The 16,275-nt window shown below is 73.1% G+C and carries 14 protein-coding genes and 3 pseudogenes; 8 read left to right on the top strand and 9 right to left on the bottom strand.

Translation table 11 applies throughout. The annotated features are described in order from the left end of the window. A partial coding sequence (locus HGB44_RS08780) for an integrase core domain-containing protein (RefSeq protein WP_168443984.1) occupies positions 1–182 on the top strand: 182 nt, incomplete at its 5' end. A gap of 328 nt (positions 183–510) precedes the next feature. Here HGB44_RS08780 and HGB44_RS08775 read toward each other — a convergent pair. From HGB44_RS08775 to HGB44_RS08765, 3 genes are all read right to left on the bottom strand, one after another. After that, positions 511–819, bottom strand: coding sequence for a chorismate mutase (locus HGB44_RS08775; protein ID WP_061078505.1), 309 nt, complete (start codon positions 817–819; stop codon positions 511–513). 425 nt (positions 820–1,244) lie between these two features. Then, positions 1,245–1,922: a PaaI family thioesterase gene (locus HGB44_RS08770; RefSeq protein ID WP_061078504.1), complete on the bottom strand. Its 678-nt coding sequence runs from the start codon at positions 1,920–1,922 to the stop codon at positions 1,245–1,247. A gap of 146 nt (positions 1,923–2,068) precedes the next feature. Next, positions 2,069–2,506, bottom strand: coding sequence for a GNAT family N-acetyltransferase (locus tag HGB44_RS08765; RefSeq protein ID WP_061078503.1), 438 nt, complete (start codon positions 2,504–2,506; stop codon positions 2,069–2,071). Between the two features lie 313 nt (positions 2,507–2,819). Here HGB44_RS08765 and HGB44_RS08760 point away from each other — a divergent pair, with 313 nt between their 5' ends. From HGB44_RS08760 to HGB44_RS08740, 5 genes and pseudogenes are all read left to right on the top strand, one after another. Continuing rightward, positions 2,820–3,677 (top strand): helix-turn-helix transcriptional regulator, encoded by an 858-nt coding sequence (locus HGB44_RS08760; RefSeq protein ID WP_210751331.1) that lies wholly within the window; start codon positions 2,820–2,822, stop codon positions 3,675–3,677. A 117-nt stretch (positions 3,678–3,794) separates the two neighbouring features. Continuing rightward, complete coding sequence (locus tag HGB44_RS08755; RefSeq protein WP_394327803.1) at positions 3,795–4,670, top strand: AzlC family ABC transporter permease; 876 nt, start codon at positions 3,795–3,797, stop codon at positions 4,668–4,670. Continuing rightward, positions 4,667–4,984: an AzlD domain-containing protein gene (locus tag HGB44_RS08750; protein WP_061078501.1), complete on the top strand. Its 318-nt coding sequence runs from the start codon at positions 4,667–4,669 to the stop codon at positions 4,982–4,984. Before HGB44_RS08755 ends, HGB44_RS08750 begins: the two co-directional genes overlap by 4 nt. A gap of 539 nt (positions 4,985–5,523) precedes the next feature. After that, complete coding sequence (locus HGB44_RS08745; protein ID WP_061078500.1) at positions 5,524–7,206, top strand: thiamine pyrophosphate-dependent enzyme; 1,683 nt, start codon at positions 5,524–5,526, stop codon at positions 7,204–7,206. A gap of 27 nt (positions 7,207–7,233) precedes the next feature. Further along, positions 7,234–7,413, top strand: a pseudogene (locus HGB44_RS08740) (EamA/RhaT family transporter); the annotation flags it as partial. 49 nt (positions 7,414–7,462) lie between these two features. Here HGB44_RS08740 and HGB44_RS08735 read toward each other — a convergent pair. Further along, a pseudogene (locus HGB44_RS08735) lies at positions 7,463–8,673 on the bottom strand (RNA-guided endonuclease InsQ/TnpB family protein). 91 nt (positions 8,674–8,764) lie between these two features. Between HGB44_RS08735 and HGB44_RS08730 the strand changes: the two are divergent. After that, positions 8,765–9,391, top strand: a pseudogene (locus HGB44_RS08730) (DMT family transporter); the annotation flags it as partial. A 213-nt stretch (positions 9,392–9,604) separates the two neighbouring features. On the opposite strand, the gene HGB44_RS08725 reads toward HGB44_RS08730, so the two are convergent. The 5 genes from HGB44_RS08725 to HGB44_RS08705 form a co-directional block, all read right to left on the bottom strand. After that, entirely contained in the window at positions 9,605–10,531 is a 927-nt protein-coding gene (locus HGB44_RS08725; protein WP_061078498.1) for an RluA family pseudouridine synthase, read from the bottom strand. Further along, positions 10,528–11,148, bottom strand: coding sequence for a signal peptidase II (gene lspA / locus HGB44_RS08720; RefSeq protein ID WP_061078497.1), 621 nt, complete (start codon positions 11,146–11,148; stop codon positions 10,528–10,530). Before lspA ends, HGB44_RS08725 begins: the two co-directional genes overlap by 4 nt. A gap of 29 nt (positions 11,149–11,177) precedes the next feature. After that, on the bottom strand, positions 11,178–11,588 hold the full coding sequence (locus HGB44_RS08715) for a TraR/DksA family transcriptional regulator (protein WP_061078496.1): 411 nt from the start codon (positions 11,586–11,588) through the stop codon (positions 11,178–11,180). A 169-nt stretch (positions 11,589–11,757) separates the two neighbouring features. Further along, positions 11,758–12,282, bottom strand: coding sequence for a GNAT family N-acetyltransferase (locus tag HGB44_RS08710; protein WP_061078506.1), 525 nt, complete (start codon positions 12,280–12,282; stop codon positions 11,758–11,760). Positions 12,283–12,440: 158 nt separating this feature from the next. Further along, complete coding sequence (locus HGB44_RS08705; protein WP_061078495.1) at positions 12,441–12,701, bottom strand: TIR domain-containing protein; 261 nt, start codon at positions 12,699–12,701, stop codon at positions 12,441–12,443. Between the two features lie 353 nt (positions 12,702–13,054). Here HGB44_RS08705 and ileS point away from each other — a divergent pair, with 353 nt between their 5' ends. Next, a complete protein-coding gene (gene ileS / locus HGB44_RS08700) occupies positions 13,055–16,255 on the top strand; it encodes an isoleucine--tRNA ligase (protein WP_061078494.1) in 3,201 nt (1,066 codons plus the stop codon). The last annotated feature ends 20 nt before the right edge of the window (positions 16,256–16,275 follow it).

The following is a 16,275-nucleotide window of genomic DNA, read 5'->3' as shown; positions in this document are numbered from 1 at the left end:
TCGAGCGGTTCCACCGCACCCTGACCGAGGAATGGGCCTACGCCCGCCCCTACACCAGCGAAGCACAAAGGCGGGAGGCGTTCGCGGGGTGGTTGCATCACTACAATCATCACCGGTTCCACACCGCTATCGGTGGCCCTCCCGCCTCCCGCGTCACCAACCTCTCAGGTCAGTACAACTAGGGAGTGTTCCGCGGAGGCTTCCGGATCGGCGAGCGGCCGTCCGGGCGACCTCTCGCAAGACGGTTCGCGCAGGTCGGCCTGGTCGGCTTTTCGAGCGGAACCGGCGCGGCGAGAGGCAGCCCGGTGCCCGCGGTGAAGCTGGAGCCGCAGGCTCTCCGTTGGGGGTGGTGGAGGGCGACGGGTGGTACCGAAACGGTCCAAGGAACACGACCTAGGGCGCCGAGGCCCTCCCTCTGCGGTGGGAGGGCCCGGCGGACGGGCGGCCCCGGTGCGCGGGCGTCCGAGCCTGGCGGGGGCACGGCTGGCGCACCCTGCGGCCGGGACGCGGTCACCTGGTGCGGGCGGCCTCCTCCTGCGCGGCGGCCAGCCCGGCGCTGATGACGCTGTCCATGATGGCGGCGAGCCGGTCGGGCCCCAGGCGCGGGGCGTGCTCGGCCATGCGCTCGACCAGTTCGCGCTCGCGCCGCATGTCGCGCCCGGCGAAGTAGCCGACCGGCTTGAGCCGCTGCACCTGGGCCGCGACGAGCGCGCGGCGTTCGAGGAGGTCGGCCAGTTCGGTGTCCATCTGGTCGATGCGTCCGCGCAGCTGGCGGATCTGCTCCTGGGCGGCGGGCGGAGTGGTGCGGTGTTCGGACACGGTGGTTCTCCCTCGGGTGGGGCGGTCCGGTGGCGGGCCGGACGCGGTCGCGGTGCGGCCGTACCTCCCCGCGGGATACGCGCGGTGCGTGGAGAGCGTGTCGTGGGGCGTCGGCCGCCTGGAAAACGAGGAGGAGCACCGGGCTGCTGCCCTGGTGCTCCGTTGCCGACGACCCCTGCTTCCGCCTACGTGAGAGCGGCCGACGAGGTCGTCGGCTGGCTAAACACGTGATAGCGGCGGGTCATGGGGGAGATACTACCGAATCCGCGGAGGAGGTGCGGCGGTTCCCCTGCGGGGAGTGCGTCGCCTCGCGCGCGCGGACCGTGCGAGCCGTGTCCCCTGCGGCCCCGCACACGCGTGGGGCGGCCCCGCCTGTCGGCGCGGGCCGCCCCACGGTGCTTCGGTCGGGTGGACCGGCCGGCGGCTCAGCCCTGCTGGCCCTCGGCCTCGGGCATCCTGACCTGGATCATGAGGGCGGTGGCCTCGGCGGTGACCTCGCCGTGGGCGCGGATCCGCCCGGAGACGAAGACCTTGCGGCCCTCCACCCGGTCCACCTCCGCGGTGACCTCCAGCGGGGTGAACAGCGGCGTGGGCCGGCGGTAGTTCACCTCCAGCTTGGCGGTGAGCCCCGGGGTGGTCTCGACCGCGGAGACGCTGCCGACGGCCTGGTCGAGCAGGGCCGCGATCCAGCCGCCGTGCACGAGTCCGGGCGGCCCCTGGTAGACGGTGTTGAGGGTGACCTCGCCGCGCAGGCCCTCGGGGGTGCGCTCCAGCAGGAGCGGCGGGGCGGCGGGGTTGGTGTCGCCCGAGACGATGTTGGTGATGGTGCCGTACTCGACGTCTCCGCTCTGGAGGTCGCGCTGGACCATGGTGCCGATCTGGCGGCGGGCGACGTTGAGCCTGCCGGTGATGTCCTCGACGGTGGCCGCGGCCTCGGCCAGGGTGCCGGTGTCGACCTCGGTGTTGGCGACGGCGTCGACGAGGTCGTGGACGCGGGCCACGAGGGAGCGCAGCTCGGCGGGGATCTGGGCCTGCTCGACCACCGGGAGACCGAAGGCGCGGGGGTCGGGGCGCTCGGCTACCGGCTGCGTGTTGACCGTCATGTGTTCCTCGTCGAATCGGTGTGTGCACGGGTGGCTGGGGGCACCACCGTCAAACCGAATCCTACTCGGTGGTATTCCGGCGAGGCGGGGCCGGGCGGTGCGCTCCCTGTCACACGGGGCGGAGACGGGCGGCACGCGCGGCGGCGTCAGCCCAGCTCACGCACCATGTGCAGGTGCGGAATCCCCGCGTCCAGGAACTCCTCCCCGTGGGCGGCGTAGCCCAGCCGCGCGTAGAAGCCCAGCGCGTGGGTCTGGGCGTGCAGCTCCACCTTGGTCAGCCCGCGCTCACCGGCCCGCGCCTCCACCGCGCGCACGAGCGCGGCGCCGGTCCCGGTGCCGCGCCCCTTGGGCAGGACGGCCAGACGGCCGAGGAGGCCCACGCCTCCGCCCAGGTCCACGAGACGGACCGTGCCCACGGGGACGCCGCCGTCCAGGGCGAGGAGGTGGTCGGCGGTGGCGTCGCGCACGTCCCACTCCTCCTCCACGGGCACCTGCTGCTCGGCGACGAACACGGCTCCCCGGATGACGAACACTGCGGCGCGGTCGCGCTCGTCCCGCGCCAGGCGGATCTCGGTCGTAGTCATGCAGGCAGATTAGTCCCATCACGGGGTGAAACACGCACCGCGGGTGCCGTCTCCCCGGCTGTCGCGGACGTCCGGCCGACGCGGCCGGTACCCGTGCCGAAGCCGCTGCCCGTACCGCCGCCGGTGTCCGCGCCGAAGCCCGCGGCGGCGCTTCCGGCGCCTGGACCGAGGCCTGTGCCCGCGTCCGCGGAAGCACGTGGCGGCGCTCCCTCCAGCGCCCGCGGAAACCCGCGGCGGCCCCCCGGCGCCTCCACCGGTGCTCGTGGCGGTGTCCGTGGCGTCGCCAGAGCGGCGAGCTGCCTAACCTGGAGCAATGGGCATGCCCAGCGATGTTCACCCCCGGATCGAGGACCCGCGCGCGGAGCGGGCGCGCTACTGGCGCTTCTCCGGGCTGCCCGAGACCGAACTGCTCACCGCGCACTTCGTCACCACTTCTTTCACCCGCCACACCCACCCCACCTACACGATCGGGGTGATCACCGGCGGCATCGAGGAGTACACGCACGAGCGGGGGCGGGCCCGCGTGGGGCCGGGCGGACTCGCGGTGGTCGAACCCGGAGAGGTGCACACCGGTCACGCCGGGGTTCCCGAGGGCTGGAGCTACCGCGTGTTCTACCCCCTGCCCGAGGTGGTGGTCGGCATCGCCCGCGAACTGGGCATGCGCGGGACCCCGGCGTTCACCGAGTCCGGCATCCACGCGCCCGAGGCCGCCCGGGTTCTGGCCACCGCGCACGTGGCCGCCGAGAACGGCGACCGCCTGACCGCCTCCTCCCTGGCCAGGCAGGGCCTGGGCATGCTGCTGCGCTCCCACGGCCGCGAACGGGCGGCCGGACCGGCCGGGCACGCGGCCCGCCCCGAGGTGGAGCGCGCCCGGCGGATCCTGGCCGGGCGCCTGGTGGACCCGCCGACGCTGGAGGAGCTGGCGGCCGGACTGGGCATCGGCCCGTTCGCGCTGTCGCGGGCCTTCCGCGCCGTCCACGGCCTGCCTCCGCACGCCTACCTCAACCAGTTGCGGGTGGACCGGGCCCGGGCGCTGCTGGCCTCGGGACGGCGGGCGGGCGAGGTCGCGGCGGAGGTGGGGTTCGCCGACCAGCCGCACCTGACCCGCCACTTCAAGCGCCACCTGGGGGTGCCGCCCGCGGCCTACCAGCGCGCTCTGCTCTCCACCTGAGCCGCTGGCCGGGGTTCGGAGCGGGGGCAGCGGCGGGACGGAGGCGGCGACAGGCGGACCGCGGCCCGGCAAGAACGTTCAAGACACCACGCGGTCGGCCTTCCTAGCGTGGGGCGCGTGAAATCCTTCTCCGTCCTCCGTACACCCGCGGTGCGCGACAGCGTGGGGATCGGCGTCGCCGTGGGCGCCGCCGGCCTGGCGTTCGGCACCGCCGCCGTGGCAGCCGGGCTGTCCCCGGCCCAGTCCGTCTTCATGAGCCTGTTCATGTTCACCGGAGCCTCCCAGTTCGCCCTGGTGGGGGTGATCGCCGGTGGCGGCAGCCTGGTCGCGGGGGCGGCGGGCGCGCTGCTCCTGGGCGCCCGCAACACCCTGTACGGGCTGCGGCTGGCGGACGTGCTGGGCTGGCGGGGCGCGCGGCGGGCACTGGCCGCGCACGGGGTGATCGACGAGACCACGGCCGTGACGCTGGCCCAGCCGGACCGCGCGTCGGCGCGTACGGCGTTCGTGACGACCTACACGGTGCTGGGCGGCTCCTGGGTCGTGGCGACCCTGGCGGGGGCGCTGGCCACGGAGCGCGTGGGCGACATCAGCGCGTTCGGGCTCGACGCGGTGGGTCCGGCGGTCTTCCTGGGGTTGCTGTGGCCCCGGTTGCGGGAGGGCGGCGCCCGCACGTGGCTGGTCGCGGGCCTGGGAGCGGGTCTGGCCCTGGCCGCGACTCCTCTCCTGCCCTCGGGCGTCCCGGTGCTGTTGGCCGCCTCGGCCGCGCTCATCGCGCTGCTCGGCCCCGCTGACGGAGAGAACACCCCGGCCGCGCCGAACCCGGAGGGCGACCGGAGCGCGTCCGTCAGGGGCGGTGCCCCGGGCACAGGCACCGGGGAGGGCGTCCCTGCCGCCTCCTCCGGGACGGGGACTCCGGCCGTGTCCGCGGTGGACGGCCCTGCGGCGAAGGGCGACCGCCGGTCCGCGGTGGAGCGCGGGGAGGCCCGGCCATGACCCTGTGGACCGTGCTCGTCGCCACCGCCGCGGGCTGCTACCTGCTCAAGTACGCGGGCCTGGCCGCGCCGCGGCGGCTCCTGGACAACCCGTGGCTGCGGCGGTTCGCGACCGCGGTGCCGATCGCCCTGCTCGCCGCGCTGATCGCGGTGGAGGCGCTGCGCGGCGAGGGCCAGGCACTCGCCTGGGACACCGCTCGGATGGGCGGCCTGGGCGCCGCCGTCCTGGCCCTGGTCCTGCGTGCGCCCTTCCTCGTCGTGATCGTCGCCGCCGCGGCCACCACGGCGGGCCTGCGCGCCCTCGGCGTCGGCTGAGCGCCGGGGACGCCCCCGAGAGGCGGGCCCGGCCTCGGCGTCGGCCGAGCACCAAGGCGCGCCTTCGACGCCCTGTACGCCCTCGGCGTCGGCTGAGCGGCCCGGGGAAGTTGTCCACATCCCCTACCGAAGGCCGCCGCTCTGCGGTTTCCTGGAGGTGAGGAGGTGGTGGGACGCCGGACGGCGTACCAGTCGCTGGCGGGGCCCTCCCCGCGCGCTCGCGCGGTGCCGGGACGGACCCGTCCCCGGCGCGGATCCCGACCGTGCGCCCCACCGCGACCGTCCCCGTACACGGCGGGCGGGGAGTGCAAGTTCCCCGCTCCCTGGGAAGGAAGCCGAAGACCGTACTCGGGCGCCGGACAGCGGCGGCCCGGACCGCGGTCTCCGGGCGGCAGCGCCCGGAACACCACAGAGCCCACGAGGCTCGAAGCGGCAGCGGCCGGTCACCCCCGACCGCATGCGCCCGGATGTGCCGGGCCCGGTCCGGGCCGTCCGGACGCGCCGAGTGGACCTTGCGACGATGGAAGGACCCCGCCCCCATGGCCACAGGCGCAGTAGAACGCCCCCGCCCGCCCACCGACACCGCCGCGCACGCGGTGGTGGGGGTGCTGGCCGCGGCCGGGATCAGACGGTGCTACACCGTCCCCGGTGAGAGCTTCCTGGAACTCGCCGACGCGATCGACCAGCACCCGCGCATGCAGCTGGTCTCCACCCGGCACGAGAACGGCGCCGGGTTCATGGCCGAGGCCGAGGCCAAGCTCACCGGCGTCCCCGCCGTGGCCGCGGCCACCCGGGGGCCGGGAGCGTCCAACCTGGCGGTGGGCGTACACACCGCCATGCAGGACTCGACCCCGATGATCGTGTTCCTCGGGCAGGCCGAGACCGGGCACCTGGGCCGGGAGGCCTTCCAGGAGGTGGACCTCACCGCGTTCTACGCGCCCATCACCAAGTGGTCCACCACCGTGCACCGGGCCGACCGGCTCGCGGAGGTCACCGCGAAGGCAGTGCGCGTCGCCACCACCGGCAGACCCGGACCGGTGGCCATCGCGGTGCCCGGCGACCTGTTCGGCCAGCGTATCGGCCCCCAGGACCTGCCCGGTCCGCCCGTGGTCCCGCGCCCCGTCCTGGGCACGGAGGCCAGGGACCGGCTGGCGACCTGGCTGGCCAGGGCGGTGCGCCCGGTGATCATCGCGGGCGGCGGCGCCCGCGCGGCCAGGGAGGACCTGGTCCGGGTCGCCGAACGCTTCAACACGGGCGTGTACGCCGCCTGGCGGCGTCAGGACGTGTTCCCCAACGACCACCCGCTCTACCTGGGCCACCTGGGGCTGGGGTGTTCTCCGCCGGTGCTCAACGCCCTGGCGGAGTCCGACGCGGTCCTGGTGGTCGGCTGCCGGATGAGCGAGACCACCACCCAGGGGTACCGGCTGCCCGAGCGCGGCGGGCACGTCCGGGTCGCCCAGATCGACGTCGATCCGGGCCAGCTGGGCGCCAGCACCGACCTGTGGTTCGGCGCGGTCGCCGACGCCGGGGAGGCGCTGCGCGAACTCGCCGGGGCACCGGTCCAGGCGCCCTACCGCGACTGGAGTTCGGCCCGCCGGGTGTGGGTGGACACCGCGACCGTGCCGCCCGAGGCCGCCGGGCACACCGGTGCACGGCTGCATCCGTGGGCGGTGGTCGCGGGGATGCGCGCGGCGCTGCCCGAGGACGCGCTGATCACCAACGACGCGGGCAACTTCGCCTCCTTCCTGCACCGGGGCTGGTGGTTCCGGCATCCGCGCACCCAGCTGGCGCCGACCAGCGGGGCCATGGGCTACGCCGTGCCCGCCGCGGTGGCGGCCAAGATCGCCGCCCCGGACCGGACGGTGGTGGCGGTGGCCGGTGACGGCGGCGCCCTGATGACCGGGCAGGAACTGGAGACCGCGGTGCGGATGGACGCGCCGGTCACCGTGGTGGTCTTCCAGAACGGGCTGTACGGCACGATCGCCATGCACCAGGCCCGTGAGCTGGGGCGGATCGCCGGAACCCGGATCAGCGGGCCGCTGGACCTGGCCGGGTACGCCCGGGCTCTGGGGGCCAGGGGCGCGACCGTGCACACGCGTGAGGAGCTGGAGAAGGCGCTGACGGAGGCGGTGGGGGCGGACCTGCCCACCCTGGTCGACGTGCGGACGGACCCGGAGGTGATCAGCCCGGCCGCCACCCTGTCGGGCCTGCTGAACGGTTGAGCCGGTCCCGCTGACTAGATGAGGGGCACCGGGGCGCTGCCCCTGCTGGCCGTCCTGGTGCTTCGTGGCGGACGCCTGCCGCGCTCGCCCCGCCTGTGGGGGCACATGTTCGTGGCGGCGGTACTGCTCAACACCGTCCCCTTCACCCTGTTCGGGTACGCCGCCCAGCTCATCCCGTCCGCGCTCATGGGCATCTTGACTTCCTCCCCCTCCTGAAGGAGGGGAATTCCGACCGTCCCTGACGGGACGGTCCCGCTCACGCGGGCTGTCTCGCAACAGCGGTTTCCTGTTTCGTCGCCGACCGCGGAAGGGAGGACCCTTGCCGTCTGACATCAGCTCCGCAGGCATCACCCGAGACCGAGTCCCGGGCTGCGACTCGACCAGCCGCAAGAGTGTTCTTGGCCGCATTGACATCCCGATCGTGTCGGGTGCGACAGGCAGGACACGTCCACTGTCGGGTGCCCGGGGAAAGCTCGGCCAGCAGGTACCCGCACGCCGAACAGGTCTTGGAGGAGGGAAACCACCGGTCGACCACCACCAGGGTGCGACCGGCCCGCGCGCACTTGTACTCCAACTGTCGGCGGAACTCGCCCCACCCGCAGTCGGAGATGGCGCGTGCGAGACGCCGGTTCTTGACCGTGCCCGCGACGTTGAGGTCCTCGATCGCGATCAGGTCCGCTGTACGGACCAACCGTGTGGTGGTCTTGTGCGGGAAATCCTGCCTCGCGTGGCGGACCTTGCGGTGCGCGGCGGCGACCTTGGCCTTGGCCTTGCGCCGGTTGGCCGACCCGCGCTGCTTGCGGGCCATCCGCCGCTGGTAACGGGCCAGGTTGCGGGCTTTGCGTTCCAGATGGCGGGGGTTGGCGATCTTGTCCCCATCGGAGGTGACCGCGAAGTCCTTCACCCCCAGGTCGACGCCGATCTCGCGCCCGGTACGCGGGGCGGGTTCAGGGTCGGTGGTCTCCACCGCGAAGGTGGCGTACCAGCGCCCGTCCGCCTCACGGGAGACGATCACCGTGGTCGGCTTCAACGAAGCGAGGTCGACGTCGTCGAAGGACCAGGCCACCTCAAGCGGCGCCTGCTGTTTGGCCAGCCACAGGCGACCGTCGCGGATACGGAACGCGCTGCGGGTGTAATGCGCCGACTGGCGCCCGGTGCGGTTCTTGAACCGGGGTACTTGGCGCGTTGGGCGAAGAAGTTCGCGAACGCGCTGTGTTGGTGGCGCAGGGTCTGCTGCAGGGGGACCGAGGACACCTCGGACAAAAACGCCAGGTCTTCGGTCTTCTTCCACGCGGTCAGCGCCGCGTCGGTCTGCTGGTACGAGGTTTTCTCGCCCCGTTGGTGGTAGGCGGTGTGGCGATCGGCGAGGGTCTTGTTCCAGACCAGGCGCACGCACCCGAACGTGCGGCCCAGCTGGGCCTGCTGTTCGGGGTCCGGGTAGGCCCGGCACTTGTACGCCGTCCGCATGCACCCAGAGTTACAGGCGTTGACTGTATGGGTAAGCCATATCCCGGATTCCTCCCCGGTCTGAAGGCCGGGGAGGAATCCGGGAAGTCAGGTGAACGCCTCGACGCCCCTGTTCGGCGTGGTGTTCTCGATGCTGCTGCTCTCCGACGAGCGGCCCGACCGGGTCCTGGGCCTGGGCATCGGCTTCCTGGGCGTGCTCACCGTGTTCGGCGTGTGGAACTCGCTGGGCGAGGTGGCCGTCGGCGACCGCGACGCCGTGCTGGGCATGCTCTTCGTCGTGGGCGCCACCGCCTGCTACGGGATCGGCACGCCCTACCTGCGCCGGTTCGTGGCGGGCAGCTCCCACGGCGCCCTGGAGCTGAGCACCCTGCAACTGCTGCTGGGCTCGGCACCGCTGGTGGTCCTGGTTCCGCTGTTCACCCAGATGCCCACGGGCGTGACGTGGCAGGTGGTGGCGGCGGTGAGCGCCCTGGGCGTCTTCGGCACCGGCGTGGCCTACATCCTCCAGTACGCGGTGGTGCGCGAGGCCGGGGCGACGGTGGCGACCACGGTCACCTGCGTGGCACCGGTGGTGGCGATCACCGCCGGGGTCGTGCTGCTGGGCGAGAGCCTGAGCTGGAACCAGCCGCTGGGCGCGGTGGTCATCATCCTGGGCGCCGCCCTGTGCCAGGGCGTGGTCCGCACCCGGTACGTGGCCCCGTCCGCGCGGAGAGGGTAGCGGGACCGTCCACAGGGCCGAGGAGTCCCTGGCCGGGGCCGCCGCCCCGTGCCAGACTGGAACCGGGGGCGCCGCGCACCCCCCTGGGGGCGGGGTTCCCCCCGATTCCAGTGTCGTCCGCCGCGCGCACGTCCGGCAAGTCCCGGTCCGCGCCTGTGGACGGACCGGGCCGCGGGGCGCCAGGCCGCGGCGACCCGGTCCGGGAGCCGGTCGTCAGTCCTCGCGCAGCGCGTCGACGGCGGCGGCGAGGTCGTCCGGGTAGGGGCTGGAGAACTCCACCGGGCGGTGCTCGGTGGGGTGGTCGAAGCCCAGGCGCACGGCGTGCAGCCACTGGCGGCGCACGCCCAGCCGCTCGGCCAGGGTCGGGTCGGCGCCGTAGAGCATGTCGCCCACGCACGGGTGGCGCAGGGCCGACATGTGCACCCGGATCTGGTGGGTGCGGCCCGTCTCCAGCTTGATCTCCAGCAGGCTCGCGGCCCGGAAGGCCTCCTGCGTGTCGTAGTGCGTCACCGACGGGCGTCCGCCCGCGACCACGGCCCAGCGGCCGTCGCCCGCCGGGTGGCGGTCGATCGGCGCGTCCACGGTGCCCCGCAGCGGGTCCGGGTGCCCCTGGACCAGCGTGTGGTAGTGCTTGTCCACGGTGCGCTCCTTGAACGCCCGTTTGAGCACGCTGTAGGCGGTCTCGCTCTTGGCGACCACCATCAGGCCTGTGGTGTTGGCGTCCAGCCGGTGCACGATGCCCTGGCGTTCGGCGGCGCCGCTGGTGGCCACCTGCACCCCGGAGGCCAGCAGGCCCTCCAGGACGCTGGGTCCGGTCCAGCCCACGGTCGGGTGGGCGACCACGCCGACCGGTTTGTCCACCACGATGATGTCGGTGTCCTCGTGCACGATCCGCATGCCCGGCACGGGCTCGGGACGCGGGACGGGGGCGGTGGGCGGCGGCGGCAGGGCGATCTCGAGCCAGGCCCCCGCGCTCACGCGGTCGGACTTGCCCGCCTCGGAGCCGTCGACCAGGACACCGCCCTCACCGATGATCTCGGCGGCGCGGGTGCGGGACAGGCCGAACATCCGGGCGATGGCCGAGTCGAGCCGGTCGCCCTCCAGCCCGTCGGGCACGGGCAGGCTTCGGGTGTCGCTCACTGGTCCCTCCCTCCGGTCGTCTCGTCTCCGGCGGAACCGGTCTCCCCGGCACCTTCGGCGTTCTCCCCGTTCCCGGCCTCGGCCGAGCCCTTCTTGGTCTCGCGGTCGTCCTCGATGAAGGTCCCGTCCAGGTTGAGCCCCTTGAAGGTCAGCGCCACCACCAGGCAGGCGCCCACCACCACGCAGGAGTCGGCGATGTTGAAGACCGGGAAGGTCCCCACGCTGATGAAGTCGACGACCGCGCCGTGGAAGGGGGCCGGGTCGCGGAAGAAGCGGTCCACCAGGTTTCCGGCGGCGCCGCCCATCATCAGGCCGAGCGTCACGCCCCACCACACGCTGCGCACCCGCAGACCCATGTAGCCGATGGCGATGACCACGAGGCTGGCGATGCAGGTGAACACCCACGTGAAGTCGGTGCCCATGGAGAAGGCGGCGCCCGTGTTGAACACCAGGGTGAACTGGACGAAGTCGCCGATGACGTCGAGGTACTCGCCCTCGGCGAAGGTCGCCAGGACCCACTCCTTGGTGAGGAGGTCGACGCCGATCGCGGCGAGCGCGACCAGCAGCAGGAGAAGGTACCTGCGCGGACGGACGCCCGTCTTGTCGGTCGTGGTCATGTTCCTGTCCCCGGAGGGCTCTACCTCAGTCAGCGACGCTCCTCGCGCTGTTTGCAGGTGACGCACAGGGTCGCACGCGCGAAGGCCTGAAGGCGCGCCTTCCCTATGGCCTGCCCGCACGAGCCGCAGACCCCGTAGGTTCCCGCGTCCATCCGTTCGATCGCCCGCTCGCCCTCGGCGAGCAGGTCACGAGTATTGTAGGCCAACGCCAGATCCTGTTCGCGCTGGAAGGCCCTGGCCCCGGCGTCCGCGCTGTCGTCCCCGGCCCCCTCCACGGGGTCCTCCAGCAGCTCGGCGAACTCGGCCTCGACCTCTCCGAGCTCCCGCTTCGCCGCGGCGACCTCCTCCACCAGCCGCCTGCGGACCACGGCGGCCTCCTCCGCCGTCCAGGGGTCCTCCCCCGGCAGAACCGGCAGTCGGGCGGCGTCGGTGGCCTTCATCGCAATCCCCTCCAGACGGCTCGGCACCCGTCCCGGAGTCCGCCGGAGCGCGGACTCTCCCCTCCGGGCGGTACCGCGAGTGGTGCCCGGAAGCCTAGGCAATCGGCCCGGACAAGGCAACGATCGCGGCGCCGTGCGGCCCGCGCGCCCATGCCCCGAACAGCCCTGGTCAGAACCCCCGCCGGTAGCGCAGACGGGGCAGGACCGCACCGTTGAGGGGACCCTCCTCGGTGACCGTCCCGTCGGCCTCCCAGCCGTGCGCGGCGTAGAAGCGCCGGGCGCGCGGGTTGTCCCGGAGCGCCCACAGGACGGCCTCGGTGTACCCCGCCTCGGCGACGGCCCGGTGCACGTCGGCAATCAGCCGCCGGTTGATCCCGCTCCCCCACACCTCGGGGACGGAGAAGAAGGCCTCCAGCTCGCACGGTCCGGCGGTGCCGCCCGTCTGCCCGTCCCCCTCGACGGGGGCGAAGCAGGCGAAGGCCACCGCCCCGCCGTCGTCCTCGGCGAGCAGCAGCTCCGCCTCCGGCCGGACGGCCCCAGCGATCCAGTCCGACCACTGGTCACCCCGCTGTCCGACGTCCATGGCGTCCAGGTAGTCCTGCGGGACGATTCCCGGGTAGGCGGCCCGCCAGGAGCAGACCTCCACGTCGGCGACGGCCGGACCGTCCTCGGGCACTGCTCCGCGTATCAGCATGGGGAGCATCCTCGCGCTTCCGGCAGCCCGCGCCCAACCGGTTTTTCCGACCAGCCCGCGAAGCCCGTCCGGTACACGCGGTCCGTCGGACCCACGCGGCCCGCTTGTCCCGGCCATCCCGTCCGGCTCGTCAAACCCACGCGGTCCCGCCCATCCCGTCACTCCGCGACCGCGAAACCGCCGTAGTCCTCGGCCAGGGCCGCCAGGTGGGGCTCGTCGAACACCGCCGGACCGCCGTGCGGCCCGGTGTGCACCTCGATCACCCAGTCCACGTCCTCGGCGTCGTCCTCTCCCGCGAGCATGTCGCGGTGCACCAGGCACGGCTCGTACCCCTGCTCCAGGAGCTGCTCGGCCAGCTCCTCGGCGTCCTCGCGGTCCGCCATGGTCACCAGCACGGCGCCCCGGACGTCCTCAGCCACTGCGGCCCTCCCCCGAACGAGCGGCGGGGCCCTCCCCGCTGCGTTATCCTGACCTCAGGTGTCGATGGGGACGAGTAACGCTGGCCCCGACCGGACGCGAGACAGCCTAGAACGGCCGACCCGTCCAAGCGACCCGGGGGCGGTGCGAGCCCGGGGGTACGACCAGCGCGAAGATCACCCCGGAGCCGCCGGAGGAACGGACGCCAGGCGTCCCAGTAGAACCGGCACAGCGCAACGAAGAGGGATCCGCCGCCCGCCGCCCAGCGGCACGGCCGCGGTCCAAGGAGGGTGGTACCGCGGGGCCGCACGCCTCGTCCCTCCGTCAGGAGCACACCTGATGGAAAGGTACGACGGTGGCCAACGACCCCCGGCCCGAACCCCGCGCGCTGCCCCAGCTGCCCGCGCAGATCGACCTGCCAGCCATGGAGCGCGAGATCCTCGGCCGCTGGTCGAAGGAGAACGTCTTCCAGCGCTCGCTCGACCAGACCCGCGGCGGCCCCAACTGGGTCTTCTACGAGGGCCCGCCCACGGCCAACGGCCAGCCCGGCGTGCACCACGTGGAGGCCCGCGCGTTCAAGGACGTCTTCCCGCGCTTTCGCACCATGCGCGGCTACCACGTGGACCGCAAGGCGGGCTGGGACTGCCACGGCCTGCCCGTCGAGGTCGCCGTGGAGAAGGAGCTGGGCCTGTCCGGCAAGAAGGACATCGAGTCCTTCGGCATCGCCGAGTTCAACGACCGCTGCCGCGAGTCCGTCCTGCGCAACGTGGACGCCTTCACCGCCATGACCGAGCGCATGGGCTACTGGGTGAACATGGACGACGCCTACCGCACCATGGACCCCCAGTACGTGGAGTCGGTCTGGTGGGCGCTCAAGCAGATCTGGGACAAGGGCCTGCTGGTCCGCGACTACCGGATCAGCCCCTACTGCCCGCGCTGCGGCACCACGCTGTCCGACCACGAGCTCGCCCAGGGGTACGAGACCGTCACCGACCCGTCGGTGTACGTGCGCTTCCCGGTGACCTCGGGGCCGCTGGCCGCCGCCGAGCACCCCACCTCGCTGCTGGTGTGGACGACCACCCCGTGGACGCTGGTCTCCAACACCGCCGTGGCCGTGCACCCGGACGTGGAGTACGTGGTGGCCACCGACGGCCAGGAGCGCCTGGTCGTGGCGCGTCCGCTGTTCGAGAAGGTCCTCGGCGAGGGCTGGGAGCTCACCGGCGAGAGCTTCGAGGGCGACGAGATGGAGCGCTGGACCTACGAGCGCCCCTTCGACCTGGTGCCCTTCGACGAGCCCGCCCACTACGTCGTGCTCGCCGACTACGTCACGGTCGAGGACGGCACCGGCCTGGTGCACCAGTCGCCCGCCTTCGGCGCCGACGACATGGTGGTGTGCCGCGCCTACGGCCTGCCCGTGGTCAACCCGGTCCGCCCCGACGGCACCTTCGAGGCCGACCTGCCGCTGGTGGGCGGGGTGTTCTTCAAGGAGGCCGACAAGACGCTGGTGCGCGACCTGCGCGACCGCGGGCTGCTCTTCCGCCACGTCAGCTACGAGCACTCCTACCCGCACTGCTGGCGCTGCCACACGGCGCTGCTGTACTACGCGGTGCCGTCCTGGTACATCCGCACCACCGCGGTCAAGGACGAGCTCATCGCGCAGAACCAGGCCACCCACTGGGTGCCCGAGAACGTCAAGGAGGGCCGCTTCGGCGAGTGGCTGCGCGGCAACGTCGACTGGGCGCTCTCGCGCAACCGCTACTGGGGCACCCCGCTGCCGATCTGGGAGTTCCCCGACGGGCGCCAGATCTGCGTGGGCTCCCTGGAGGAGCTGGGCCGCCTCAGCGGGCAGGACCTGTCGTCGCTGGACCCGCACCGCCCCTACGTCGACGACATCGTCATCCCCGACCCGGACGCCGACCCCTCCCTGCCCGAGGAGGAGCGGGTGGCCCGCCGCGTCCCCGAGGTCATCGACGCCTGGTTCGACTCCGGCTCCATGCCCTTCGCCCAGTGGGGCGCCCCGCACCACAACGAGGAGACCTTCCGGGAGAACTTCCCGGCGCAGTACATCTCCGAGGCCATCGACCAGACCCGTGGCTGGTTCTACTCGCTGCTGGCGGTGAGCACCCTGGTGTTCGGCCGCAACTCGTTCGAGAACGTGGTCGTGCTCGGCCACATCCTCGCCGAGGACGGCCGCAAGATGAGCAAGCACCTGGGCAACGTCATGGAGCCCATCCCGGTGATGGACCGGCACGGTGCCGACGCCCTGCGCTGGTTCATGCTGGCCAGCGGCTCGCCGTGGACCGCCCGCCGGGTGGGCCACGCCGCCCTGGAGGAGATCGTCCGCAAGGTGCTGCTGACCTACCACAGCACCGTGTCCTTCCTCACCCTGTACGCGAACGCCGGCGAGGGCTGGAACCACGCTCTGCTGGACTCGGCGCCCGCGCCGCAGGACCGGCCGCTGCTGGACCGGTGGCTGCTCTCGGAGCTGAACGAGGTCGTCCGCGACGTCACCGAGGCGATGGACACCTTCGACACCACGACCGCCGGGCGCCGTCTGACCGCGTTCGTGGACGACGTGTCCAACTGGTACGTGCGCCGCTCCCGCCGCCGGTTCTGGGGCGGGGCCGCCACCCCCGAGGGCGCCGCGGCGTTCGCGACGCTCTTCGAGGCCCTGGAGACCGTCACCCTGCTGATGGCGCCGATCGTGCCGTTCCTGACCGACCACGTGTGGTCGGCTCTGCGCCGCCCGGGCAGCCCGGACTCGGTGCACCTGGCCTCCTGGCCCGAGGTGCGCGAGGACCTGATCGACCCCGAGCTGTCCCGGAACATGGCGCTGACCCGCCGCCTGGTGGAGCTGGGCCGCTCGGCCCGGGTGGACTCGGCCGTGCGCACCCGCCAGCCGCTGGCCCGCGCCCTGGTGGGCGCCCCGGGCTTCGCGGACCTGCCCGAGCAGCTGCGCGGCCAGATCGCGGACGAGCTGAACGTGGCCTCGCTGGACTCGCTGTCCTCGGTGAGCGGCGACCTGGTGGACTTCAGTGTGAAGCCGAACTTCCGGGCGCTGGGCAAGCGGTTCGCCAAGCGGACCCCGCTGGTGGCCAAGGCCGTCCAGGCCGCCGACCCGGCCGAGCTGGTGCGGCAGGTGCGCGACACCGGCTGGGCGCGGGTGCACGTCGAGGACGAGCCGGTGGAGGTGAGCGCCGACGAGCTGCTGGTGACCGAACAGCCCCGCGAGGGCTGGGCGGTGGCCTCGGAGTCGGGCGAGACCGTCGCCCTGGACCTGGAGCTGACGGCGGAGCTGCGCCGCGCCGGTCTGGCCCGTGAGATGGTCCGGATGCTCCAGGATGCCCGTAAGAGGAGCGGGCTGGAGGTGTCGGACCGCATCGAGGTGTGGTGGACGGTCACGGACGAGGCCACCGGGCTGGCTCTCGCCGAGCACGGCCGGGCGATCGCCGCCGAGGTGCTGGCCGACGCGTTCGTCGCCGGTGAGCCGGGCCGGGAGCTGCACACCGCGTCCTCGGAGGAGTTCGGTGTGACCTTCGGGTTCCGCAAGGCCTGACCGCAGGCCGTGGCCGAAGC

Origin of the sequence: Nocardiopsis alborubida (assembly GCF_012396365.1) — a bacterium.
Lineage (GTDB): Bacteria > Actinomycetota > Actinomycetes > Streptosporangiales > Streptosporangiaceae > Nocardiopsis > Nocardiopsis alborubida.
Note: the sequence above shows the minus strand (reverse complement) of the source record. Positions and strands in the feature narration are given on the sequence as shown.

Coding starts and splice junctions, on each gene's coding strand:
- HGB44_RS08750 (WP_061078501.1), top strand. CDS start 4,667: ATGACCCTGTGGACCGTGCTCGTCGCCACCGCCGCGGGCTGCTACCTG.
- HGB44_RS08760 (WP_210751331.1), top strand. CDS start 2,820: ATGGGCATGCCCAGCGATGTTCACCCCCGGATCGAGGACCCGCGCGCG.
- HGB44_RS08715 (WP_061078496.1), bottom strand. CDS start 11,588: ATGAAGGCCACCGACGCCGCCCGACTGCCGGTTCTGCCGGGGGAGGAC.
- HGB44_RS08765 (WP_061078503.1), bottom strand. CDS start 2,506: ATGACTACGACCGAGATCCGCCTGGCGCGGGACGAGCGCGACCGCGCC.
- HGB44_RS08745 (WP_061078500.1), top strand. CDS start 5,524: ATGGCCACAGGCGCAGTAGAACGCCCCCGCCCGCCCACCGACACCGCC.
- lspA (WP_061078497.1), bottom strand. CDS start 11,148: ATGACCACGACCGACAAGACGGGCGTCCGTCCGCGCAGGTACCTTCTC.
- HGB44_RS08770 (WP_061078504.1), bottom strand. CDS start 1,922: ATGACGGTCAACACGCAGCCGGTAGCCGAGCGCCCCGACCCCCGCGCC.
- HGB44_RS08710 (WP_061078506.1), bottom strand. CDS start 12,282: ATGCTGATACGCGGAGCAGTGCCCGAGGACGGTCCGGCCGTCGCCGAC.